Here is a 21,445-nt window from a genome sequence, read left to right as displayed (position 1 = left end):
GAAGAGCAGCGAAATTCCGCAATGCAGTTCATCGAGGATTTACTTACGTAGACGGTAACTACGTACTCCGGATCGAGGGTTAATTTTACCCTACTTTCGGATAGTGCTTGCTTGTACAGCAACCCGACGGCCTCTTGAGCGTCGAGATGTGCGCGCCCTTCGCGTCATCCCTTTCGTTCCGCGTATCAGAGGAAGCCGTCATGACCGCGCCGGTCGCCCGAAACACCCTGCTCTTCGCCGCCCTCGCCGGTGCCGTCCTCGTCGCATCGCCCGCTTCGGCCGGTGGCTGCTACGGCTCCGAATGCTACCGCCACGTCTCGACCCCGCCGGTGTTCGACACCGTGCAGGAAAACGTACTGGTGCGGCCGCCCCGCACGATCTACCGCACCACGCCGCCGGTCTACGACACCGTGTCGGAGCGGGTGATGGTGTCGCCCGGCGGCCGGACCTGGCAGACCCGGCGCGGGCCCTACGGCGAGCTGATCGGCTGCTGGGTCACCACCCCGCCGCAGTTCGCGGTGCAGCACCGCCGCGTGCTGGTGCAGCCGGCCCAGTCGATCCCCGAGACGATCCCGCCGGAATACGCCAGCGTCAGCCGCCGCGTCCTCGTCGCGCCGGCCCGCTCGGGCTGGGTGCCGGTCGGCGGCGGCTATGGCGGCGGATACGGTGGCGGCTACCAGGGCGTCGGCTATGGCGGGCCGCGGTTCGGCTCGATCCCGGACGCGCTCGGCATCGCCGGCGCGAGCTCGGCCGATATCGGCGTCGGCCTCGGCTTCTCCTCGGGCAGCCTCTACGACGGCTACTGAGAGTCTCCGCCCGCAACGCCCCGCCGGAGCCCGATCCTCCGGCGGGTTGATTTCGCGCCGCTCCCACCACAGGTCCCCCGAACGCATCGGGAGGCGAGCATGGCGCGGTTCAAGGCTTGGGTGATCGAGAAGGGCGAGGCCGGTCAGAGCCTGTCCTTCACCGATTTCGACGAGGCCGACCTGATGGACGGCGACGTCACCGTCCGCGTCACCCATTCGTGCCTGAACTACAAGGACGGGCTGGCGATGACCGGCGCGTCGCCGGTGGTGCGCCGTTTCCCGATGATCCCCGGCATCGACTTCTCGGGCGTCGTCGAGGCCTCCGACCACCCCGACTACAAGCCCGGCGACGCGGTGGTTCTCACCGGCTGGGGCGTCGGTGAGACGCATCTGGGCGCCTATGCCGAGAAGGCGCGGGTGAAGGGCGATTGGCTGGTGCCGCTGCCCGCCGGCCTGTCGCCCGAGCAGGCGATGGCGATCGGCACCGCCGGCTACACCGCGATGCTCTGCCTGATGGCGCTCGACGCCCACGGCCTGACCCCGAAGGACGGTCCCGCCCTGGTCACCGGCGCCTCGGGCGGCGTCGGCTCGGTCGCGGTCGCGCTGCTGGCGCGAGCCGGCTGGCACGTGATGGCCTCGACCGGGCGCGCCGGGGAAGCGGAGTATCTCAAGTCCCTCGGCGCCGCCGAGATCGTCGACCGCGACGAGCTCGGCAAGCCCGGCAAGCCGCTCGGCAAGGAGCGCTGGGCCGTGGCCGTCGACGCCGTCGGCTCGACGACGCTCGCCAACGTGCTCGCCCAGACCAAGGCCGACGGAGCGGTCGCCGCCTGCGGCCTGGCGCAGGGCATGGACCTGCCGACCTCGGTCGCCCCCTTCATCCTGCGCGGCGTGTCGCTGCTGGGCATCAACAGCGTGACCACGCCGCAGGCGAAGCGGCGCGCCGCCTGGGCGCGGCTGGCCGACGAGCTCGACCTGCAGAAGCTTGCGGCGATGACGAACCGCGTCGGCCTCGCCGAGGTCGGCGGCCTTGGAGCCGACATCCTCTCGGGCAAGATCCGCGGCCGGACGGTGGTCGAGATCGGCTGACGCGCGACGCCGAACGCCGATCGCCCCGGCGATGAGTCGGCTTCGGGACGGAACCGCGGCGCAAGCCGGGGCATTCTCGACCCATGAGCAGTGCATTCGTTCGCGAGAAGGAGGGCGGGGAAGCCTTCGAGGACCTCCCCGACCGCCCGATCTCCCCCCACACCAACTTCGTCACCCCGGCGGGGCTCGCGCAGATCGAGCAGGAGGTCGCGCGCCTCCAGGCCGAGCAGGCTCAGCTGACGCTCGACGACAAGGCCGACACCGCCCGCGTCACGCGCGACCTGCGCTACTGGACCACGCGCCTCGGCACGGCCCAGCTCGTCGAGACGGTCGAGGGCGACACCGTGCATTTCGGCTCGACGGTGACCGTGCTGCGCGAGGACGACACCCGCCAGACCTTCCACATCGTCGGCGAGGACGAGGCCGATCCGGCCAAGGGCTCGATCGCCTACGTCGCCCCGCTCGCCAAGGCGATCACCGGCAAGAGCGTCGGCGACGTCGTCGAGGTGAACGGGCAGGAGGTCGAGATCACCGAGATCAAGGCCGGCTGATCGTCGGTTCGTCCCGCCCGGCTAAGCCGTTCCGTCGTTCGCCGTACGGCCCTCGATGACCGGGCGCAGCGCGACGACCGCATCGCCGACGAAATCCATGAAGGCCCGGACCCGCACCGAATGGCGCAGGTCCGGGTGCGTCAGCATCCACAGGCCGTCGGCGAAGTGGGGATCGGGTGGCCGCAGCCGGCGCAAACCCGGCCGCCGATCGGCGCTGAGGCAGGGCAGCAGGCCGATGCCGATGCCGGCCTCCACAGCCTCGCACAGGCCGGCGACCGTGTTCAGCTGCATCACGATGCGGTCCGGGTCGCCGTGCTCGGCGACAAAGCGCAGGAACCTGCCGTCGCCGACCTGCTCCGACGGCGCCACCCAATCCGCACGCCGCGGGTCGCGATCCGTATCGTCGGCGCGGCCGTAGAGGGCCCAACCGACGGTCGAGAGGCGGCGCCCGAACAGGTTCTGCGGCGGGTCGTTGCTGGCGCGGACCGCCACATCGGCATCGCGGCGCGAGAGGTTCAGCGCGTCGTCGGACACCACCACGTCGAGGCGGATCCCCGGGCACCGGGTGCGAAAATCGGCGAGGATCGGCATCAGCAGGTCGGTGACCAAGCCCGACGGCGCGGTGATGCGGAGAAGGCCGGTCGGTTCCGAGGCGCGCCCGGCGACGTCGCGGGCGAAACGCGCGACGGTCTCCTCCATCGCGCCGGCCGCCTCGACCATCGCCATCCCGGCCTGCGTCGCCGCGTAGCCCGCACGCGAGCGCTCGAACAGGCGTGCGCCGACGGACGCCTCGATCGCCGCAAGGCGCCGAAACGCGGTCGAGTGGTTGATGCCGAGGCGTGCGGCGGCCGCGGTCAATCCGCCATGGTCGGCGATGGCCTTCACCAGCCGAAAGTCGTCCCAGGGCGTCGCCATCCATCGACCTTGCATTCACGCAAGATCGTTCTTGCAGATCGGGGCATTTGCGCAAAGCCCGGCGGGTACGATCTTCGGGTGAGCGCGAGGCGGCCGCCGATCCCGGCATCGCCGCCCGGCCATGCGAACGGAAGCCGACGATGACGAAGATCCTGGTGCTGTACTATTCGTCCTGGGGCCACGTGGAGCAGCTCGCCCACGCCGCCGCCGAGGGCGCGCGCGAGACCGGCGCCGAGGTGCACGTGAAGCGCGTGCCCGAGCTGGTGCCGGAGGAGGTCGCCAAGCAATCGCATTACAAGCTCGACCAGCCGGCCCCGATCGCGAAGCCCGAGGAGCTGGCCAACTACGACGCGATCATCTTCGGCACGCCGACCCGCTACGGCAACATGGCCGCGCAGATGAAGCAGTTCATCGACCAGACCGGCGGCCTCTGGGCGACGGGCGCCCTCGTCGGCAAGGTCGGCTCGGTGTTCACCTCCACCGGCTCGCAGCATGGCGGGCAGGAGACCACGATCACCAGCTTCCACACCGTGCTGCTGCACCACGGCATGGTGATCGTCGGGCTTCCCTACTCGTTCAAGGGGATGAGCGACGTGCAGACGGTGTCGGGCGGCACGCCCTACGGCGCCAGCACCATCGCCGGCGGCGACGGCTCGCGCCAGCCGATCGCGATCGAGCTCGAGGGGGCGAAGTTCCAGGGCCGGCACGTGGCCGGGATCGCCGCCAAGCTGGCGGGCTGACGCCGTCGAGGGCCGGGGCGGTTCGCTGCCTTGGCCCGCCGCTGCCGGAAAAGCGCAAGAAAAAAGGCTCGGATTGCTCCGAGCCTGGAAGGAAAAAGGCCATTGGGGGCTGAACTGGCCTTCGTGATGGGGAAACAGCCCTCGCGACCCCTGGTTCCACGCCGGACGAAAGTTTTTTTCAGCGCGGGGCGGCGGCCCGTCCGAGCCGGTCCAGGATCGCCTCGCCAAGGCCGTCGGCGGGGATCCGGCACACCGCGATCATCGCGGATCCCGACGCGTCGAGGTCGCGCAAGGCGGCGAACAGGCGGGACGCCGCCTCCGTGAGGTCGCCGCGCGGAGAGAGGTTCGAGACCGCGCGCGCGCGCTCGATCCCCACCGGGCGCGACGCACCGAACAGCAGCACCGCCTCCTCGGGCTCGACCACCTCGGCGTCGAGCCGCAACGCGGCCCGCGGCGCGTAGTGCGAGGCCAGGAGGCCGGGGCCGATCGGCCGGGCCGCATCGTCCTGCGCCGGTGCGGCCAACGCCGTCCCGAGCACGGCCGCGATCGCCTCGCGGGTGATGCCGCCGGGCCGGAGCAGCCGCGGCGGGCCGCCGAGGCAGGCGATCACCGTCGATTCGATCCCGACCGGGGTGTCGCCGCCGTCGAGCACGGCCGCGATCCGCCCGTCGAGGTCGGCGAGCACGTGGTCGGCCCGCGTCGGGCTGACCCGGCCCGAGCGATTCGCCGACGGGGCGGCGACGGGGCGGCCGATTGCGGCGAGAAGATCGCGGGCGAGCGGGTTGGCGGGAACCCGCAGCGCCACGCTCGGCAGGCCGGCACGCGCCAGGTCGCACACGGTGGTGCCGCCCGAGGCCGGCACCACCAGGGTGAGCGGGCCCGGCCAGAACGCCTCCGCGAGCCGAAGCGCGTGGTCGTCGAACGTGCCCTGACCCTCGGCGGCGGTGCGGCCGGGCAGATGGGCGATCAGCGGGTTGAAGCGCGGGCGCGCCTTCGCCGCGAAGATCCCGGCGACCGCCTCCGCATCGGTGGCGTCGGCGCCGAGGCCGTAGACGGTCTCGGTGGGGAAGGCGACGCAGGCGCCGGCCCGGATCAGGCGCGCCGCCTCCGCCACGCCCGATCCGTCGCCCGGGAGGCGGGCCGTCGGGCGCCGGCCCGAGGCCGGGGCGGGGATTGACGCGAGATCGTTCATATATAAACCATCTCCGGCGGTGACGGCGGGGCCGGTTCGGGCGTATGCCGTCAGCGGAGGGCGTGGGCCTAGCGTGCCCCCGCGCCGACCGTCAAACGAGACGCCGAGGCGCGGTCGAACCGGGCCGGGCGGGAGGAACAGCCGATGAGCTACCGCGCACCCGTGTCCGAGATGGTGTTCACCCTGCAGCACATCGCCGGGCTCGACGGCACGGGCGCGCTCGGCATCGAGGACGCGGACGCGATCCTCACCGAGGCCGGACGCCTCGCCGCCGACGTGCTCGCCCCGCTGAACCGCATCGGCGACCGGCACGGCGCGACGCTCGCGGACGGCGTCGTCACCACGGCGCCGGGTTTCGCGGACGCCTACAGGACATTCGTCGCCGGCGGCTGGAACGGGCTCACCGCCGACCCGGACCATGGCGGGCAGGGCCTGCCGCAGGTGCTCGACGCGGCCTGCACCGAGATGTGGAACGGCGCCAACCTCGCCTTCGGCCTGTGCCCGCTGCTCACCGCCGGCGGCATCGAGGCGCTGGCGGCGCACGGCTCGGAGGATCTGAAGGCGCGCTACCTCGGCAAGCTCGTCTCCGGCGAGTGGACCGCGACGATGAACCTGACCGAGCCGCAGGCCGGCTCGGACCTGGCCGCGATCCGCACCCGCGCGGAGCCGGCCGGCGACGGCAGCTACCGCATCGTCGGCTCGAAGATCTACATCACCTACGGCGCCCACGACATGGCCGAGAACATCGTCCACCTCGTGCTCGCCCGCCTGAAGGATGCGCCCGCGGGCACCCGCGGCATCTCGCTGTTCCTGGTGCCGAAGGTGCTCCCCGACGGGTCGGAGAACGACCTGCGCTGCTCGGGCCTGGAGCACAAGCTCGGCATCCACGCCTCGCCGACCTGCTCGATGGCCTTCGGCGACAACGGCGGCGCCGTCGGCTGGCTGATCGGCGAGGCGAATCGCGGGCTCGCCTGCATGTTCACGATGATGAACAACGCCCGCCTCAATGTCGGGCTGCAGGGCGTGGGCATCGCCGAGGCGGCGACGCAGCGGGCGCTGGCCTACGCCCGCGAGCGCCGGCAGGGAAAAGCGCCGGGCTCCGCCGAGACGAGCCCGATCGTCGCCCATCCGGACGTGCAGCGCATGCTGCTGACGATGAAGGCCTGCACCGCGGCCGCGCGCGGCATCTGCTACCTGACCGCGGCCGCCCTCGACGCGGCCGAGGGGCCGGAGGGCAAGGCGGCGCTCGACCGCGCCTCGCTGCTGACGCCGGTGGCCAAGGCGTTCTCGACCGACATCGCCAACGAGGTCGCCTCCCTCGGCGTGCAGGTGCACGGCGGCATGGGCTTCGTCGAGGAGACCGGCGCGGCGCAAGCGATGCGCGACGCCCGCATCCTCGGGATCTACGAGGGCACCAACGGCATCCAGGCGATCGACCTCACCGGGCGCAAGCTCCCGTTGAACGACGGCGCCACGGTGCGCGCGCAGATCGCCGCCATGCGCCGGGTCGCCGAAGCCCTGCTCAAGGCCGCCGACCCGGCCCTCGGCCACGCGCCGGCGCGGCTGCGCGCCGGCATCGAGGCCCTCGACCGTGCCACCAGCCACCAGCTGGCGAGCCTGAGGTCCAACTGGCCCGACGCGGCCCTCGCCGGCGCGACGCCGTACCTGCGGCTGTTCGGCCTGGCCCAGGGCGCGGCCTGCCTCGCCCGCGAGGCGCTGGCCGCCCGCGCCGCGCTGAAGGCGGGCGAGACCGATCCGGCGCACGCCGCGCGGATCGCGCTCGCGCGCTTCTTCGCCGAGAACCTGCTGCCGGCCGCCGACGGGCTGGCCCAGGTGGTGATCGACGGCGGCGGGTTCCTGGACGATGCGGCCGCAATTCTGATGGCATGACGCAAGCCTTCCGCCCGTCATTCCGGGTCCGCGATGCGGAGACCGGAATCCAGAACCGCAGGTGGCGCCTCATTGAGCCCGAGCGGCGGCTCCGGATCCCGGGCGCACCTTCGGCGCCCTGGGATGATGGGTCTGGAACCGAAACGGTGACATCGATCGGTCGCTGGTGAGGCCTGGAATGAATGATCAGGGGGAGGCGGAGATGAGCGAGCACGTGGCGATCACCGACGGCGCGGACGGCGTCCGGTCGATCACGCTGAACCGGCCCGAGAAGAAGAACGCGCTCACCGGGGCGATGTACGACGCGATGCGCGAGGCGCTGGCCTCGGCCGACGCGTCGGATGCCGTCGGCGCGGTGGTGTTCTCCGGGGTGCCCGGCATCTTCTGCGCCGGCAACGACATCGCCGACTTCGTCTCGCGGGCGGAAAAGGCGTTCAGCGAGGCGCCCTCGCTCCGCTTCATCCGGCAGCTCGCGCGCACGGCGACGCCGATGGTCGCGGCGGTCGACGGGATCGCCGTCGGCATCGGCACGACGCTGACACTGCACTGCGACCTCGTCTATGCCAGCCCGGCGGCGCGCTTCCGCATGCCCTTCGTCGAGCTCGGCCTCGTGCCGGAGGCGGCCTCGAGCTACCTGCTGCCGCGGCGGATCGGCCGCCTCAAGGCGACCGAGCTGCTGCTGCTCTCGGAGATGTTCGGCGCGGATGCGGCCGAATCGCTCGGGCTCGTCAACGCGGTGATGCCCTCCGGCATGCTGCTGGAGCACGCGCTCGGCCAGGCCGCGCGCCTCGCCGCCCTGCCGCGCGGCGCGCTCGCCGCCTCGCGAAAGCTGATCCGCGGGGACCAGGCCGCGGTCGAGGCGGCGCTGGACGCCGAGGCTGAGGCGTTCGACCGGCAGCTGCGCACGGAGGAGGCGCAGGGCGCGTTCCGGGCATTCCTCGCCCGGTCGAAGCCCGGCCCGAGGCCGTGACGCCCGACCTCGGCCAGAAGATCTGCCTCGTCGCGGGCGCCTCGCGCGGCGTCGGGCGGGGCATCGCCCGGGCGCTCGGCGAGGCGGGCGCCACGGTGGTCGTCACCGCCCGGTCGAGCGAGACCGGGCCGCGCACCGAGCAGCGCGCCGAATCGATCGAGGACACCAGCCGCGAGGTCGACGCCGCCGGCGGCGAGGGCCATCACTACCTCTGCGACCACACCAGCGAGCGCGCCGTCGACGCGCTCGTCCACTGGACCCTGCGCCGCTTCGGCCGCATCGACGTCGCGGTCTCGAGCGTCTGGGGCGGCAACGAGGGCTACGACGGCGAGCGCTACCCGGACGGGACCGGATGGGGCACGCCGTTCTGGCGCCGCTCGGCCGAGCCGTTCGCGGAATTCGCCCGCGTCGGCCCCTATCCCGGTTTGCTGCTCGCCCGCGCCGTGGCGCCGGCGATGATCGCGGCCGGATCGGGCCTGATCGCGCTGGTCTCCTTCGGCACCGAGGAGGGCTACCTCGGCGACGTCTACTACGACCTCGCCAAGGCGACGACGAACCGCCTCGCCTTCGCCTTCGGGGAGGAGCTGCGCCCGCACGGCGTCACCGCGCTCGCCCTTTCGCCGGGCTTCGTGCGGACCGAGCGCGTCTGCGACCTCGGGCAGGGCGCGCTCGCCACCGAGAGCCCGCTCTATGCCGGCCGCGCGCTGGCGGCGCTCGCCGCAGACCCCGACGTGATCGCCCGGTCGGGCCGGGTGATCCACGCCGGCGACATCGCGGCGGAATACGGTTTCACGGATGCCGACGGGACGCAGCCCGCCCGGTTCCGGATCAAGCCCTGACACGCAACGCCCGACCCACGCGCGGAGGAAGCGATGACCGGTACCCTGGCCGACAAGACCCTGTTCATCACCGGCGCCTCGCGCGGCATCGGGCTCGCCATCGGCCTGCGCGCGGCCCGCGACGGGGCCAACGTGGTGATCGCGGCCAAGACCGAGACGCCCCACCCCAAGCTCGAGGGCACGATTCACACCGCCGCCGCCGCGATCGAGGCGGCCGGCGGCCGGGCGCTGCCGCTGGTGGTCGACGTGCGCGACGAGGATTCGGTGCGCGACGCCTTCGCGCGCGCCGCGGAGACGTTCGGCGGCGTCGACATCGTGGTCAACAACGCCAGCGCGATCTCGCTGACCCCGACGCGCCAGACCGAGATGAAGCGCTTCGACCTGATGCATCAGATCAACACGCGCGGGACCTACATGGTCTCGAAATACGCGCTTCCCTATCTCGAGAAGGCGCAGAACCCGCACATCCTGATGCTGTCGCCGCCGCTCGACATGGCGGAGAAGTGGTTCTCGCCGCACCTCGCCTACACGATGGCGAAGTTCGGGATGTCGCTGTGCGTGCTCGGCCTCGCCGGCGAGCTGCGCAAGGCCGGCATCGCCGTGAACGCGCTGTGGCCGCGCACCACCATCGCGACGGCGGCGGTCAACAACCTGCTCGGCGGCGAGGCGCTGATGCGGGCGAGCCGCACCCCCGAGATCATCGCCGACGCGGCCCATACCCTGTTTCTGAAGCCGGCTCGCGAGATCACCGGCCAATTCCTGATCGACGACACGTTCCTGTCGCAGAACGGCGTCACGGATTTCTCGCAATACCGCGTCACCGCGGGCGTGCCCCTTGCGCCGGACTTCTTCGTGCCGGATGCAAGCGCGCCGCCGCCCCACGCGCTCGACTGAGCGCGTTCGTCCCTGAACGGCGCTCGCGTGAGCGCCCCCGCCCATGACGGCGCTCGACAGAGCGCCCATCCCCAGGTTCGCTCTTCGTGATCTTCATCCACCAGCCGGTCACCGGCACCGGCCAGATGCTGCTGGAGCGCCGCCCCCTCGAGCTGCAGGACCCGATCCCCGACGACACCGTCTGGCTCGACATGATCAAGCCGACGCGGGAGGAGGACCTCAAGGTCGAGGCCTTCATGGGCATCCAGGTGCCGACGCGGGAGGAGATGAAGGACATCGAGCCCTCCGAGCTGCTCTACGTCGAGGACGGCGCCCGCTACATGACTGGGCGCGTGCTCTCGAAGGTCAGCGATTCGGAGGATCCGGGGCTCGCCGGCATCACCTTCATCCTGCAGGGCCGCAAGCTCGTGACGGTGCGCTACGAGGAGCCGCAGGCGTTCCGGATGTACACCCAGCGCGCCGGCCGGGCGACCGGCAGCGGGCCGACGGGGACGCCCTCGGGCGAGACCATCCTCGCCGGCCTGATCGAGGCGGTGATCGACCGCGCGGCGGACGTGCTCCAGCTCCAGGGCGAGCGCATCGACCGGCTCTCGGGCAAGATCTTCGAAGTCCAGGCCGATCCGAGCGCGCGCAACACCGCGCTCCAGGACACGCTGCGGGCGCTGGGCCGCCACGGCGACCTGATCTCGAAGCAGCGCGAGAGCCTCGTCTCGATGGAGCGCATCCTGCTCTCGCTCTCGGCCACCTACCGGACGGCCAAGGCCCCGCGCGAGCTGCGCGAGGACGTGCGCTCGACCCTGCGCGACCTGCAATCGCTCGAGGAGCACGCGACCTTCCTGTCCTCGAAGATCCAGTTCCTGCTCGACGCGACCCTGGGGCTGGTGAACCTCGAGCAGAACAACATCATCAAGCTGTTCTCGGTCATGGCGGTGGTGTTCATGCCGCCGACGCTGATCGCTTCGATCTACGGGATGAACTTCAAGACCATGCCGGAGCTCGACTGGAGCTTCGGCTACCCGATGGCAGTGGTGATGATGGTCGTCGCCGCCGTGCTGCCTTACGTGTTCTTCCGCTGGAAGAAGTGGCTCTAGACGGCCGCCGCGCGCCGCCGCGGGCGGCGATCGCCGGCGGATAGGAACCTCTCGGGATGTGCGGACGCTTCTTCATCGCCCAGGCGCCCGAACGCTTCGCCGAATTCTACGGCTACCCGGAGCGCCCGAACTTCCCGCCGCGCTACAACGTGGCGCCGACGCAGCCCGTGCCGATCGTGATCGCCGAGGGCGGCGCGCGGCATTTCCGGCTGGTGCGCTGGGGATTCTGGCCGAGCTGGCTGAAGGACCCCAAGACCTTTCCGCTGGTGATCAACGCGCGGGTCGAGACCATCCTGGAGAAGGCGACCTTCCGCGGCGCGGTGCGCCACCGCCGCTGCGTCTTCCTGGCCGACGGCTTCTACGAATGGCGGCGCGAGGGCACCGGACGCAGCGCGGTGCGGACGCCCTTCGCGATCCGCCGCGCGGACGGCGCGCCGATGGCGCTCGCCGGCCTGTGGGAATCCTGGCTCGGGGCGGACGGCTCGGAGATCGACACGGCGGCCATCGTCACGACGGGCGCCAACGGAACCATGGCGGCGGTGCACGACCGGATGCCCGCGATCCTCGCGCCGGAGCAGGTCGCACCCTGGCTCGACACCCGCGCGGTGGATCAGGCCGAGGCGGCGGCCCTTTGCCGGCCATGCCCGGACGACTGGCTCCGCCTCGACCCGGTCTCCGACCGGGTGAACGCCGTTCGCAATGACGACGCGGTGTTGATCGTGCCAGTCGGCCGGCCTCAGCCGGCCATCCCACCGGCGGATCGTCCAGCAGCCGAACAACCGCGGTCCAGCGACGAGGACGCGCAAGGCAGCCTGTTCTGAACCGGCACACGCGGTAACAGAAACGTGAGGCCGACATACAACTTATGTTGGTTTCACTTCTCGCCGGCCGAGTGAACGTGCAGCATCCAACCGCCCTATGATCCTTTTTCGTTGGTTGGGGCGCGGCAGCCGTGCCCCCGACCCTATCGAGGCACGACGTGGCCCGCATTGGCGCACCGGATCCACGAAAGCCTGATGCCCAGGTCACGCGACAAACAAACCTGAACATCAGACGTTGATTTGACGCAAAACTGTCAGTGCCCTATCGTCTATTGCTTTCGCATTTGCACGATCATCGATTTCATCACCTGCGAGATCATATCCATGATTGCTTATCGATGCGAGAAAGCAGCTCTCAAGACCCGGATCCGACAGAGCCGTCGGCGCATCGGGCATTCGAACGATCTGATGGCGCTGTCCCGCTTGGCGATCGATCGGTCGCGCGAGGCGATCCGATCCTCGAGCACGCGTTTCGCCCCGGCGTGGCAGGAACCGAAGCGGGCCGTCTCCGTCGGCGCCGTCCAGACTCTCCTGGCCGACATGAACGGCGAGGCGCTCGATGCGGTCGTCGAGGACTTCTCCGCCGCCTACCGCGAAGCTGTGGCGACCGGGAACGACGAGGCCGCCGACATCGTGAGGAAGGCCCTGGTGATCCTGGGTCGCCATCTCGCCAACAGCCTTGGGCCGAAGGCGGCCGGAGTCTCGATAAATTGATTGGCTCCGTGGGAGGCCGTGCCTATGAGGTCGTCTTGTGAAAAAGCCGGATGCCCATCTGTCCATCGCGCGCGCGAGCCTCGAGCGGATCGCGCAAACGCTCGATGAGCCGGTCAGCACGTTCTTCACGGGGGGCGAGCCCGAATCCCGAGAGGCCGAGACCTTGGCCCTCGTCCGAGCCTTCGACCGCATCAGGGATCCGCAGGCCCGCGCCCGCTGCCTGACCTTCGTGACGGCCGAGGCCGACCGCTCGTAGCCGGCCCCACCCCGTGTGCGGCCCCGCGCCTTCGCGGCGACCGACCCGCACGGAGCGACGAGGTTCGACCTCTTCCCTGCCTCCGGGAGGCGTGACGCTCCGTCGCGTCCGCGCGGGCTCGGTACCGCGTCGAGGCGGCCGCCGACCGCTACAGCCGGCGCTTGACCGCGACCGCCCTGCGGAACACCCCGACCATCTCGACGTGGCCCGAGTACCGGAACTGGTCCACCGGGGTGACCCGCTCCAGGCCGAAGCCCGCCGCGACCAGGGTCGCCGCGTCGCGGGCGAAGGTCCCGGCCTCGCAGCTGACGCCGACGGCCAGCGGCACCTTGGATTCCGCGATCTGTTTCGCCTGCACCTGTGCGCCGGCCCGCGGCGGATCGAAGACCACGGCGTCGTAGCCGTTCAGATCGTGGGCGAGGACGGGGCGGCGGAACAGGTCGCGGGCTTCCGTGGTGACGCCCTTCAGGCCGAGCGCGGAGCGATAGGACCGCGCGATGCCCGCCAGCGCGCCGGCCTCGCTCTCGACCGCGTGGACGGTGGCGGTGCGCGCCATCGCCAGGGTGAAGGGCCCGCAGCCGGAGAACAGGTCGACGGCGCGCTTGGTCTTCTTGGTGAAGGCGTCGCACACCAGCCCAGACAGCGTCGCCTCGCCGGCCGCCGTCGCCTGGAGGAAGCCGCCCGGCGGCGGATGGAGGCGCACGTCGCCCGAGGCCACCGTGACGGCCTTGCGCTCCACCACCACGTCGCCGTGCAGCGACAGGCGGGCGAGGTCGAGCTCTCCGGCGAGCCGCACCAGCGTGGCGCGCACGCCGGCCTCGGCCGGGCCGTGGCCGCGCAGGTCCACGTCGAGCCCGGCCTCGGTCGCGGTCACCGCGACGTCGAGGGGCTTTCGCCCGTGCCCGAGGGGCGCACTGAGCGCCCGCGCGATCTCGGGGGCCCGATGCAGGGCCGGCACGGTGATCGGGCAATGGTCGATCGCGACGAGGGCGTGGCTGCGCGCGGCCATCAGCCCGGCCTCGGCCCGGCCCTCGACCTCGCGGACGTGCAGGGTGATGCGCCGGCGGCCCTCGCCGTGGGCGTCGATCAGCGGATCGGGAGCGCGGTCGAGCCCGGCCTGGGCCAGGGCGTTGGCGACCTGCGCGTATTTCCAGGCGGCGTAGGGCTCGGGCGCGAGGTGCTGTGTCGCGCAGCCGCCGCAGCGGGTGAAGTACGGGCAGATCGGGGCGATCCGATCGGGCGAGGGCGTCTCGATGCCGAGGAGCTCGCCGCGCCCGCCGTCGCGCCGGATCGCGACGCGCTCGCCCGGAAGCGCGAAGGCGATCGCCGTGCCGTCTTCGGCGATGCCGTCCCCGCGCGCGCCGAGGCGACGGATCGTGACGGTTTCAGATGCGGTCATCGGGTCTTTCGTGCGGTCGATCGGCGCGTGCGCCGACGAGGAATTCGGTGTTGCCGTCCCCGCCCCGAACGGGGGAGGGGATCAGGCCGAGGATCGTGAAGCCGAGGCCGGCGAGGGTGCGGCGCACCGCATCGCAGACCTCCGCGTGGACGGCGTCGTCGCGGACGATGCCGCCGCGGCCGACGCGCTCGCGGCCGGCCTCGAATTGCGGCTTGATCAACGCGATCAGGTGCGCGCCCGGCGCCAGCAGCCCGGCCACCGCCGGCAGCACGAGGCGCAGGGCGATGAAGCTCACGTCGATGCTGGCAAGGCAAGGGGCAGGGTCGAGGCTGCCCGGCGCGAGGGTTCGGATGTCGGTCCCTTCGCGGTTCGTGACCCGTGGGTCGGCGCTCAGACTGGCGTGAAGCTGGCCGTGCCCGACATCGACCGCGACGACCCGCGTCGCGCCGCGGCGCAGGAGCAGGTCGGTGAAGCCGCCGGTCGAGGCGCCGACGTCGAGGCAGGGGAGGCCGGCCGGATCGAGGCCGAAGGCGTCGAGGCCCGCCTCGAGCTTCAGGCCGCCGCGCGAGACGAAGGGGTGGGGCGCGCTGGCCTCGATCGCCGCGTCGGCCGCCAGCCGCTCGGAGGCGCGGGTGACCGCGCGCCCGTCGGCCCGCACGAGGCCGGCGGCGATGGCGGCCTGCGCCCGCGCCCGGCTCTCGAAATGGCCGTGCTCGACCAGCAGGAGGTCGGCCCTGATCCTGTCGCGCGTCATCGAGGCTGGTTCACGGGGAAGGGGTCACGAATGGTCCGGCCGCCGGGCTGCCCGGGCGGCGCGATCGAAGAAAGCCCTGTCGGAGGACCGGATGACGGCCTAACTAGCCCGACGTGGAGAGGAGAGCCATCACATGACACGCACCCTGCCGTTGCTCGCAGCCCTCGTCGGCTTCGCATCCGGCGCCACCGGAGCGCTCGCGCAGACCCCGCCGGCCGCGGAGTCGGCCCCGGCCGCCGCACCCCAGACCTTCACCGGCGAGATCAAGAACAACAAGGGCGAGCCGATCGGGACGCTGACGATCCGCGACGGCGCGAACGCGCTGGTGATGCGGATCGCGATCAAGGCCGGCGGCCTGCCGCCCGGCTGGCACGGCATCCACTTCCACGCGGTCGGCGACTGCTCCGACACCGACAAGTTCATGAACTCGAAGGCGCACGTGAACCACGACCAGAGCAAGCACGGCCTGCTCAACCCCGACGGCCCGGACGAGGGCGACCTGCCCAACGTCTACGCGGCGGCCGACGGCTCGGTGAACGCCGAGGTCTCTAGCGAGACGCCGCTGACGGGCGACGGCGGCCTCCAGGACGGCGACGGCTCGGCGCTGATCGTCCACGCCAACGAGGACGACCACACCACGCAGCCGATCGGCGGCGCCGGCAACCGCATCGGCTGCGCGGTGATCAAGTGACCCGCACGACGATCCACTGAGGGGCACGAGGCCCTCGGTCGAAGGCGGCCGACGCCCGGCGAGGGATGTCCCGGCCCGTGCCGACCGGCGGATCGGTCGGATCCGACGCGGCGGCGCGGTCCCCGGCCGCGCCGCCGAGCGCTTCCGGCCCGCTACCGCGGGACTGCCCGACCCACTTCGACGACGAGGATGACCGACGATGACCGACGCCGCGTTCAAGCCGACCGTCTACCTGAAGGCGGGCTGCCCGTTCTGCTTCAAGGTCCGCCTGTTCCTGCTCGAAACCGGGCAGCTGGATCGGGCGGACCTGCGCGAGTTCGTCCCCGGCGACGCGGCGGAGACGTCGATCCGCAGCCGGCTCGCGCCGGCGGTCGAGACGGTGACCTTCCCGACGGCCGAGCTTGCGCCCGGCCGGTTCACGACCGAATCCGATGCCATCGTCGCCCATTTCGCGGAGCGCGCCGGCGTCGCGCCCGATGCCTTGCCGACCTACCAGGCCTATCTCGGCGGCGTCTTCAAGAACCTCCAGTCCCTCTACCGCGAGAACACGGAGCTCAAGAACCGGTCCCGGACGGCCTGACGGGCATTCCGCGCGACGGCAGGGCCGGGCTCAGGCCCGCGCCAGGCGCGGCTTGCCTCCGAGCGCCTCCTCCACCGTGCCGTCGCCGTCGAGATAGCCGTGGACCTTCGGGTTCGGCATGATCAGCGAGGCGACGAAGGCGATCGCGAGCAGGATGGTGACGTACCAGAAGAAGCTCGATTCCATCCCCGCCTCCTTGAACCACAGCGCCACGTATTCGGCGGTGCCGCCGAAGGTGGCGTTGGCGAGGGCGTAGGACAGGCCGACGCCGAGCGCGCGGACCTTGGTTGGGAACAGCTCCGCCTTCACGATGCCGCTGATCCCCGTGTAGAAGCTCACCGCCAGCAGCCCCAGCGTGATCAGGCCGAAGGCGACGTAGGGGTCCTGCGTCGCGCCGATCGCGGTCATCAGCGGCACCACCATCAGCGTGCCGAGGCCGCTGTAGAGCAGCATGTTGGCCTTGCGCCCGATCCGGTCCGACAGCGCACCGAACAGCGGCTGGACCATCATGTAGACCAGCAGCACCGCAGTCATCGTGCGCGAGGCCGTGCCCTTGTCGAAATGCGCGGTGTTGACAAGATACTTCTGCATGTACGTGGTGAAGGTGTAGAACACCAGCGAGCCACCGGCGGTGTAGGCCAGGACCACGCAGAACGCGCGCCAATGCTTGGCAAGCTCGGAGAAGGTGCCGGCGTTCTCCTTGTCGGAGCCCGCGGTCTCGGCGAGCGAGCGCCGCAGGTAGAGGGCGACGATGGCGGCCACCGCCCCGAGGAAGAACGGGATTCGCCAGCCGAAGCTGTGCAGCTGCGCCTCGGTGAGCGCAAACTGCAGCACGATCAGCACCAGCGAGGCCAGGAGCTGGCCGCCGATCAGCGTCACGTACTGGAACGAGGCGAAGAATCCGCGCTGACCCTTCAGCGCGACCTCGCTCATGTAGGTGGCGCTGGTGCCGTACTCGCCGCCGACCGAGAGGCCCTGGAGCATGCGCGCCAGCAGCAGCAGCACGGGGGCTGCGGCGCCCACGGTCTCGTAGGTGGGCAGCAGGCCGATGAACAGCGAGCCAATGCACATCATCAGGACCGAGATGACCATCGAGGTCCGGCGCCCGACGCGGTCGGCGATGCGCCCGAACAGCCAGCCGCCGATCGGCCGCATGAAAAAGCCCACGGCGAAGATGCCGGCGGTCTGGAGAAGCTGGCTGGTGGAATCGCCCTTCGGGAAGAACGACGACGCGAAGTAGATCGCGAAGAAGGCGTAGCAGTAGAAATCGTACCATTCGACCAGGTTGCCGGAGGACGAGGCGACGATCGCCCGGATGCGGCGGCTGCGGTCGGCCGCCACGTCTTCGGCGGTTGGCGCGATCCCGATCGAGTCGGACATGCTGGCTCCCTGTCTCCGTCGTTCGGACGGTGCATTCTTGATACGGGCGACGTTACAGGCGGGGACCGGGACCGCCTAGGCCGCGTGGGCGCGCGAACGAGGATGCCCACCGCCCGTGTCACGTCGTCTCCGAGAGGCACGCGCCGACGGAACGCTTTTCGGGACTGTACCGTTTCGGGGCGGTGACTTCGTCGGTCGGCGACGGACGTGGCCTTTCAACAATAACGGGACGGGATCGAGCGCCATGAACAAGATCTTTCGCGGAACGGTGACGGCCGCCGTGCTGGTGCTGGGCACGGCCACGGCCTTCGGCCAGGGCGGCCCCGGCGGCGGTGCCGGCGGGCCGGGCGGCGGCGCCGGCGGACCGGCGGGCGGTGCTGGCGGCGGCGCCGGCGGTGGCATGCGCGGCGGTGCAGGCCCTGGCGGCGGTGCTGGCGGTGGTGCCGGCGGCGCGATGCGCGGGAACGACGCCGGCGGCCCGGCGGGCGGCGCGGCCGAGCGCGGCGGGCCGGGCGGGGGTGCCGATCGCGGGGCGCCGGGCGGTGCGGAACGCGGCGGTGCGATGCGCGACGACGGCCCCGGCGGCAAGCCCGGCGCCCGCGACGAGCGCGGCGGCCCCGGGCGCAACGAGACCGGCGGCCCCCGCGGGGATCGCGACGGTCCGGCGGCGCGCGACGGACGCGGCGACCGTGATGGTCCCGGCGCCCGTGACGGCCGGGGCGATCGCGACGGCCCGGGTACCCGCGGCGACCGCGACGGTCGTCCGGATCGCGGCGCCCGCGGTCCGCGCGGCGGCGGCGAGGCCCGCGGCGCCTATGGGCGTCTCGGCGGCGCCGAGCGCACCCGGTTCCGCCAGGACCTGTTCCGCAGCGGCGTGCCGCGCCTGGCGGCCGGCGCCTTCGCGCTCACCGTCGGCACGGCGATCGCCCGCAGCTATGAACTGCACCGCCTCCCGCCGGCGATCGTCGAGCTGGCACCGGAATACGAGGATTACAGCTACGTCCTCGTGGACGACGACATCGTCATCGTCGATCCGGACACCTACCAGATCGTGGACGTGATCCGCGGCTGAGGCGAAAACCCGCGCCGGCCTGCCCTCCCTCCTCTGCGGGGGAGGGTGGGCCTCGTGGCGGCAAGGGTCGGGAGAGGCGGGTGCGTCGTCCGGATACGGCGCTCCCCCTCTCCCGATGTGCTTCGCGAGCCGACATCCCGCGCCAACCGAGGGGCGCGGCGGCGCATCGGGCGAGCGGCCCCGGCCCTACGTCCCGCGGTCGAGCATCCGCGAGACGACCCGCGCCGTGTAGTCGACCATCGGCACGATGCGGGCGTAGTTCAGGCGCGTCGGGCCGATCACGCCGACGACGCCGACGATGGTCTGCGAGCCGTCGCGGAACGGCGCCGCGATCAGCGACGAGCCGGAGAGCGAGAACAGCTTGTTCTCCGAGCCGATGAAGATCCGCACCCCGTCGCCGCCCTCGGCGCGGGCGAGCAGGTCGATCACGTCCTTCTGCGTCTCGAGGTCCGAGAACAGCAGCCGCATCCGCTCGAGGTCCTCGATCGCGCGGAGGTCGTCGAGCAGGTTGGCCTGCCCGCGCACGATGAGCTGGCGGGCCTCGCTCGGGCCGACGGACACGGCGAGGCCCGCATCGACCAGGCGCTCGGTGATCGCGTCGAGCTCGCGCTTCATGGCCTGGCGGCCCGCCTCGATCTCGGCGCGCAGGCCGCCGAGGGTGCGGCCGTGCAGGCGGGCGTTGAGGTAGTTCGACGCCTCCTGCAGCGCGCTCGCCGGCAGGCCCGGCGGCAGGTCGAGCAGGCGGTTCTCGACCGAGCCGTCGTCGGAGACGAGCACCACCAGGGCGCGTGCCGGATCGAGCCGCACGAACTCGATGTGCTTGAGCTGCACGTTGGTTTTGGTCGTCAGCACCACGCCGGCTCCGCGCGAGATGCCCGAGAGCAGGCTCGACGCCTCGGCCAGCGCCGAATCGAAGGTGTGCCGCGAGGCCGCCGCCCGCATCTGCGCCTCGATCCGCTCCTGCTCCTCGCGGCCGACATTGCCGAGCTCGAGCATCGCGTCGACGAAGAAGCGCAGGCCCAGCTCGGTCGGCAGGCGCCCGGCGGAGGTGTGCGGCGCGAAGATCAGCCCGGACTGCTCCAGGTCGGACATCACGTTGCGGATCGAGGCCGGCGACAGGGTCATGGGCAGGATGCGCGCGAGGTTGCGCGATCCCATCGGCTCGCCGGTGGAGAGATAGCCCTCGACGATCTGCCGGAAGATCTCGCGGGCACGCTCGTTCAGCGCGGCGAGGGCCTGCGCCTGCGGCGGTTGGGAGAAGGGTCGGGAAAACTCGGTCACGCGCGGTTCCTGGCCGATGATTGTGTCCCGCTAAAGCCTGCGGATCAATCCATGGGCTTCTCATACGGCGCTCGGGCGCTTCGGGTTGCCGCGTGTGGCGGCGCAGCCTAAGCACCCCGCTCGAATTCGGGAATCAGGAGAACGCCGCATGCGGCCTTCGAAGCGCGCGGCCGACGAGTTGCGCAAGGTCACGCTCGAGCGCTCGGTCGCCCGCTACGCGGAGGGCTCCTGCCTCGTGACCTTCGGCGAGACCCGGGTCCTGTGCACCGCCTCGCTGGAGGAGCGCGGGCCGCACTGGCTGCGCGGCTCCGGCAAGGGCTGGATCACGGCGGAGTACGCCATGCTGCCGCGCGCCACGCACGAGCGCACCCGCCGCGAGGTCAATTCCGGCAAGCCCTCGGGCCGGACGCAGGAAATCCAGCGGCTGATCGGGCGATCTCTGCGCGCCGTCACCAACTTGCCGGCGATGGGCGAGAAGCAGATCACCGTCGACTGCGACGTGATCCAGGCCGATGGCGGCACCCGCACGGCATCGATCACCGGCGCCTGGGTCGCGCTGCACGAGTGCTTCGCCTGGATGCGCGCCCGCTCGATGATTTCGGTCGACCCGCTGCGCGACCACGTCGCCGCCATCTCCTGCGGCATCGTCAAGGGCGCCGCCGTGCTCGACCTCGACTACGCCGAGGATTCGGGCGCCGAGACCGACGCCAACTTCGTCATCACCGGCACCGGCGGCCTCGTCGAGGTTCAGGGCACCGCCGAGGGCAAGCCGTTCTCGGAGGACGAGCTGCTCGCGCTGCTCCGGCTCGCCAAGGGCGGCGTCGCCGACCTCGTCGCCCTCCAGAAGCAGGCGATCGCATGAGCCACCGCATCCTCTCGGGCCGGGTCGTGATCGCGACCCACAATGCCGGCAAGCTGGTGGAGATGCGCGAGCTGCTCGCGCCCTTCGGCGTCGAGGCGGTCTCGGCCGGCGAGCTCGGGCTCGCGGAACCCGACGAGACCGGCACGATGTTTTCCGAGAACGCCGCGATCAAGGCGGTCGCCGCCGCCAACGCCGCGGGCCTGCCGGCCTTCGCCGACGATTCCGGCCTGTGCGTCGATGCGCTCGATGGGGCGCCCGGGCTGTTCTCCGCCCGCTGGGCCGGGGCGTCCAAGGACTTTTCCGGCGCGATGGCGCGGATCTTCGCGGAGCTGGACCTGCGCGGGGCGAGGGACCGGCGGGCGCATTTCGTCTCGGCCCTGGTGCTGGCCTGGCCCGACGGCCACACCGAGCTGTTCGAGGGCCGCGTCTTCGGCGACCTCGTCGAGCCGCGCGGCACGGCCGGCTTCGGCTACGACCCGATGTTCCGGCCCGACGGCTTCGACCGCACCTTCGGCGAGATCGCGTCGGAGGAGAAGCACGGGGTCGACTGGCAGACCGGCGACGCCCTCTCGCACCGGGCCCGTGCCTTCGTGAAGCTCGCCGCCGCATGCCTGCGCCGGCCGGGCTGAACGGATCGGGCGATTGCCAAACGGCGCGCACG

At 71.6% G+C, this 21,445-nt stretch carries 23 protein-coding genes; 17 read left to right on the top strand and 6 right to left on the bottom strand.

Annotated elements, in window-relative coordinates:
- Nucleotides 1-200: 200 nt before the first annotated feature.
- The 3 genes from MKK68_RS15510 to greA all read left to right on the top strand — a co-directional run bounded on the left by MKK68_RS15510 (nt 201) and on the right by greA (nt 2,443).
- The gene (locus tag MKK68_RS15510) at nt 201-806 is read left to right on the top strand and encodes a hypothetical protein (RefSeq protein ID WP_244031081.1); all 606 of its coding nucleotides are present in this window, start codon (nt 201-203) and stop codon (nt 804-806) included.
- Nucleotides 807-905: 99 nt separating this feature from the next.
- A complete protein-coding gene (locus MKK68_RS15505; protein WP_243949523.1) occupies nt 906-1,892 on the top strand; it encodes an MDR family oxidoreductase in 987 nt (328 codons plus the stop codon).
- An 83-nt stretch (nt 1,893-1,975) separates the two neighbouring features.
- A complete protein-coding gene (greA, locus tag MKK68_RS15500; RefSeq protein WP_244031079.1) occupies nt 1,976-2,443 on the top strand; it encodes a transcription elongation factor GreA in 468 nt (155 codons plus the stop codon).
- 21 nt (nt 2,444-2,464) lie between these two features.
- Here the strand turns inward: greA and MKK68_RS15495 are convergent, their stop codons facing one another.
- Nucleotides 2,465-3,358 carry a LysR family transcriptional regulator gene (locus tag MKK68_RS15495; protein ID WP_244031078.1) on the bottom strand — a complete coding sequence of 298 codons (894 nt, stop codon included), beginning with the start codon at nt 3,356-3,358 and terminating at the stop codon, nt 2,465-2,467.
- 140 nt (nt 3,359-3,498) lie between these two features.
- Between MKK68_RS15495 and wrbA the strand changes: the two genes are divergently transcribed.
- Nucleotides 3,499-4,098, top strand: coding sequence for an NAD(P)H:quinone oxidoreductase (gene wrbA / locus MKK68_RS15490; protein ID WP_244031075.1), 600 nt, complete (start codon nt 3,499-3,501; stop codon nt 4,096-4,098).
- A gap of 178 nt (nt 4,099-4,276) precedes the next feature.
- Here the strand turns inward: wrbA and MKK68_RS15485 are convergent, their stop codons facing one another.
- Nucleotides 4,277-5,290, bottom strand: a complete 1,014-nt coding sequence (locus MKK68_RS15485) for an L-threonylcarbamoyladenylate synthase (protein ID WP_244031073.1) — start codon at nt 5,288-5,290, stop codon at nt 4,277-4,279.
- Between the two features lie 144 nt (nt 5,291-5,434).
- Here MKK68_RS15485 and MKK68_RS15480 point away from each other — a divergent pair, with 144 nt between their 5' ends.
- The 8 genes from MKK68_RS15480 to MKK68_RS15445 all read left to right on the top strand — a co-directional run bounded on the left by MKK68_RS15480 (nt 5,435) and on the right by MKK68_RS15445 (nt 12,765).
- Complete coding sequence (locus tag MKK68_RS15480) at nt 5,435-7,180, top strand: acyl-CoA dehydrogenase (RefSeq protein ID WP_244031069.1); 1,746 nt, start codon at nt 5,435-5,437, stop codon at nt 7,178-7,180.
- 202 nt (nt 7,181-7,382) lie between these two features.
- Nucleotides 7,383-8,150, top strand: a complete 768-nt coding sequence (locus tag MKK68_RS15475) for an enoyl-CoA hydratase-related protein (RefSeq protein WP_244031061.1) — start codon at nt 7,383-7,385, stop codon at nt 8,148-8,150.
- Nucleotides 8,147-8,989: an SDR family NAD(P)-dependent oxidoreductase gene (locus MKK68_RS15470; RefSeq protein ID WP_147859566.1), complete on the top strand. Its 843-nt coding sequence runs from the start codon at nt 8,147-8,149 to the stop codon at nt 8,987-8,989. Before MKK68_RS15475 ends, MKK68_RS15470 begins: the two co-directional genes overlap by 4 nt.
- Before the next feature lie 33 nt (nt 8,990-9,022).
- Nucleotides 9,023-9,883, top strand: a complete 861-nt coding sequence (locus MKK68_RS15465) for an SDR family oxidoreductase (protein WP_243931801.1) — start codon at nt 9,023-9,025, stop codon at nt 9,881-9,883.
- 86 nt (nt 9,884-9,969) lie between these two features.
- Nucleotides 9,970-10,974 carry a magnesium transporter CorA family protein gene (locus tag MKK68_RS15460; protein ID WP_147728142.1) on the top strand — a complete coding sequence of 335 codons (1,005 nt, stop codon included), beginning with the start codon at nt 9,970-9,972 and terminating at the stop codon, nt 10,972-10,974.
- Nucleotides 10,975-11,030: 56 nt separating this feature from the next.
- A complete protein-coding gene (locus MKK68_RS15455) occupies nt 11,031-11,795 on the top strand; it encodes an SOS response-associated peptidase (protein WP_244031059.1) in 765 nt (254 codons plus the stop codon).
- A gap of 240 nt (nt 11,796-12,035) precedes the next feature.
- Complete coding sequence (locus MKK68_RS15450) at nt 12,036-12,509, top strand: hypothetical protein (RefSeq protein WP_244031057.1); 474 nt, start codon at nt 12,036-12,038, stop codon at nt 12,507-12,509.
- A gap of 37 nt (nt 12,510-12,546) precedes the next feature.
- Nucleotides 12,547-12,765 carry a hypothetical protein gene (locus MKK68_RS15445; protein ID WP_243931806.1) on the top strand — a complete coding sequence of 73 codons (219 nt, stop codon included), beginning with the start codon at nt 12,547-12,549 and terminating at the stop codon, nt 12,763-12,765.
- A 148-nt stretch (nt 12,766-12,913) separates the two neighbouring features.
- Here MKK68_RS15445 and MKK68_RS15440 read toward each other — a convergent pair whose 3' ends face one another.
- Nucleotides 12,914-14,164, bottom strand: coding sequence for a class I SAM-dependent RNA methyltransferase (locus MKK68_RS15440; RefSeq protein WP_244031055.1), 1,251 nt, complete (start codon nt 14,162-14,164; stop codon nt 12,914-12,916).
- Nucleotides 14,151-14,918, bottom strand: coding sequence for a TlyA family RNA methyltransferase (locus MKK68_RS15435; protein ID WP_243937359.1), 768 nt, complete (start codon nt 14,916-14,918; stop codon nt 14,151-14,153). Before MKK68_RS15435 ends, MKK68_RS15440 begins: the two co-directional genes overlap by 14 nt.
- A 133-nt stretch (nt 14,919-15,051) precedes the next feature.
- Here MKK68_RS15435 and MKK68_RS15430 point away from each other — a divergent pair, with 133 nt between their 5' ends.
- Together MKK68_RS15430 and MKK68_RS15425 are read left to right on the top strand one after the other, a co-directional pair.
- A complete protein-coding gene (locus tag MKK68_RS15430) occupies nt 15,052-15,609 on the top strand; it encodes a superoxide dismutase family protein (RefSeq protein ID WP_147729999.1) in 558 nt (185 codons plus the stop codon).
- Nucleotides 15,610-15,808: 199 nt separating this feature from the next.
- Nucleotides 15,809-16,189, top strand: coding sequence for a glutathione S-transferase N-terminal domain-containing protein (locus tag MKK68_RS15425; protein ID WP_244031053.1), 381 nt, complete (start codon nt 15,809-15,811; stop codon nt 16,187-16,189).
- 30 nt (nt 16,190-16,219) lie between these two features.
- Here the strand turns inward: MKK68_RS15425 and MKK68_RS15420 are convergent, their stop codons facing one another.
- Nucleotides 16,220-17,569, bottom strand: coding sequence for an MFS family transporter (locus tag MKK68_RS15420; RefSeq protein ID WP_147729610.1), 1,350 nt, complete (start codon nt 17,567-17,569; stop codon nt 16,220-16,222).
- 244 nt (nt 17,570-17,813) lie between these two features.
- On the opposite strand from MKK68_RS15420, the gene MKK68_RS15415 reads away from it, so the two are divergent.
- Nucleotides 17,814-18,641 carry a DUF1236 domain-containing protein gene (locus MKK68_RS15415; protein WP_244031051.1) on the top strand — a complete coding sequence of 276 codons (828 nt, stop codon included), beginning with the start codon at nt 17,814-17,816 and terminating at the stop codon, nt 18,639-18,641.
- A 186-nt stretch (nt 18,642-18,827) separates the two neighbouring features.
- Here MKK68_RS15415 and hrcA read toward each other — a convergent pair whose 3' ends face one another.
- Nucleotides 18,828-19,922 (bottom strand): heat-inducible transcriptional repressor HrcA, encoded by a 1,095-nt coding sequence (gene hrcA, locus MKK68_RS15410; protein WP_244031049.1) that lies wholly within the window; start codon nt 19,920-19,922, stop codon nt 18,828-18,830.
- A gap of 148 nt (nt 19,923-20,070) precedes the next feature.
- Here hrcA and rph point away from each other — a divergent pair, with 148 nt between their 5' ends.
- The gene (gene rph / locus MKK68_RS15405; RefSeq protein WP_147728963.1) at nt 20,071-20,784 is read left to right on the top strand and encodes a ribonuclease PH; all 714 of its coding nucleotides are present in this window, start codon (nt 20,071-20,073) and stop codon (nt 20,782-20,784) included.
- The gene (gene rdgB, locus MKK68_RS15400; RefSeq protein ID WP_243937362.1) at nt 20,781-21,413 is read left to right on the top strand and encodes an RdgB/HAM1 family non-canonical purine NTP pyrophosphatase; all 633 of its coding nucleotides are present in this window, start codon (nt 20,781-20,783) and stop codon (nt 21,411-21,413) included. The genes rph and rdgB overlap by 4 nt, the downstream gene beginning before the upstream one ends.
- Nucleotides 21,414-21,445: the final 32 nt, after the last annotated feature.

Origin of the sequence: Methylobacterium sp. E-016, assembly GCF_022829745.1 — a bacterium.
Classification (GTDB): Bacteria; Pseudomonadota; Alphaproteobacteria; order Rhizobiales; family Beijerinckiaceae; genus Methylobacterium.
Note: the sequence above shows the minus strand (reverse complement) of the source record. Positions and strands in the feature narration are given on the sequence as shown.

Excerpts from the sequence above, each read along its gene's own strand:
- MKK68_RS15510 (WP_244031081.1), top strand. The coding sequence starts at position 201 with ATGACCGCGCCGGTCGCCCGAAACACCCTGCTCTTCGCCGCCCTCGCC.
- MKK68_RS15505 (WP_243949523.1), top strand. The coding sequence starts at position 906 with ATGGCGCGGTTCAAGGCTTGGGTGATCGAGAAGGGCGAGGCCGGTCAG.
- greA (WP_244031079.1), top strand. The coding sequence starts at position 1,976 with ATGAGCAGTGCATTCGTTCGCGAGAAGGAGGGCGGGGAAGCCTTCGAG.
- MKK68_RS15495 (WP_244031078.1), bottom strand. The coding sequence starts at position 3,358 with ATGGCGACGCCCTGGGACGACTTTCGGCTGGTGAAGGCCATCGCCGAC.
- wrbA (WP_244031075.1), top strand. The coding sequence starts at position 3,499 with ATGACGAAGATCCTGGTGCTGTACTATTCGTCCTGGGGCCACGTGGAG.
- MKK68_RS15485 (WP_244031073.1), bottom strand. The coding sequence starts at position 5,290 with ATGAACGATCTCGCGTCAATCCCCGCCCCGGCCTCGGGCCGGCGCCCG.
- MKK68_RS15480 (WP_244031069.1), top strand. The coding sequence starts at position 5,435 with ATGAGCTACCGCGCACCCGTGTCCGAGATGGTGTTCACCCTGCAGCAC.
- MKK68_RS15475 (WP_244031061.1), top strand. The coding sequence starts at position 7,383 with ATGAGCGAGCACGTGGCGATCACCGACGGCGCGGACGGCGTCCGGTCG.
- MKK68_RS15465 (WP_243931801.1), top strand. The coding sequence starts at position 9,023 with ATGACCGGTACCCTGGCCGACAAGACCCTGTTCATCACCGGCGCCTCG.
- MKK68_RS15455 (WP_244031059.1), top strand. The coding sequence starts at position 11,031 with ATGTGCGGACGCTTCTTCATCGCCCAGGCGCCCGAACGCTTCGCCGAA.
- MKK68_RS15440 (WP_244031055.1), bottom strand. The coding sequence starts at position 14,164 with ATGACCGCATCTGAAACCGTCACGATCCGTCGCCTCGGCGCGCGCGGG.
- MKK68_RS15435 (WP_243937359.1), bottom strand. The coding sequence starts at position 14,918 with ATGACGCGCGACAGGATCAGGGCCGACCTCCTGCTGGTCGAGCACGGC.
- MKK68_RS15430 (WP_147729999.1), top strand. The coding sequence starts at position 15,052 with ATGACACGCACCCTGCCGTTGCTCGCAGCCCTCGTCGGCTTCGCATCC.
- MKK68_RS15425 (WP_244031053.1), top strand. The coding sequence starts at position 15,809 with ATGACCGACGCCGCGTTCAAGCCGACCGTCTACCTGAAGGCGGGCTGC.
- MKK68_RS15420 (WP_147729610.1), bottom strand. The coding sequence starts at position 17,569 with ATGTCCGACTCGATCGGGATCGCGCCAACCGCCGAAGACGTGGCGGCC.
- MKK68_RS15415 (WP_244031051.1), top strand. The coding sequence starts at position 17,814 with ATGAACAAGATCTTTCGCGGAACGGTGACGGCCGCCGTGCTGGTGCTG.
- rph (WP_147728963.1), top strand. The coding sequence starts at position 20,071 with ATGCGGCCTTCGAAGCGCGCGGCCGACGAGTTGCGCAAGGTCACGCTC.
- rdgB (WP_243937362.1), top strand. The coding sequence starts at position 20,781 with ATGAGCCACCGCATCCTCTCGGGCCGGGTCGTGATCGCGACCCACAAT.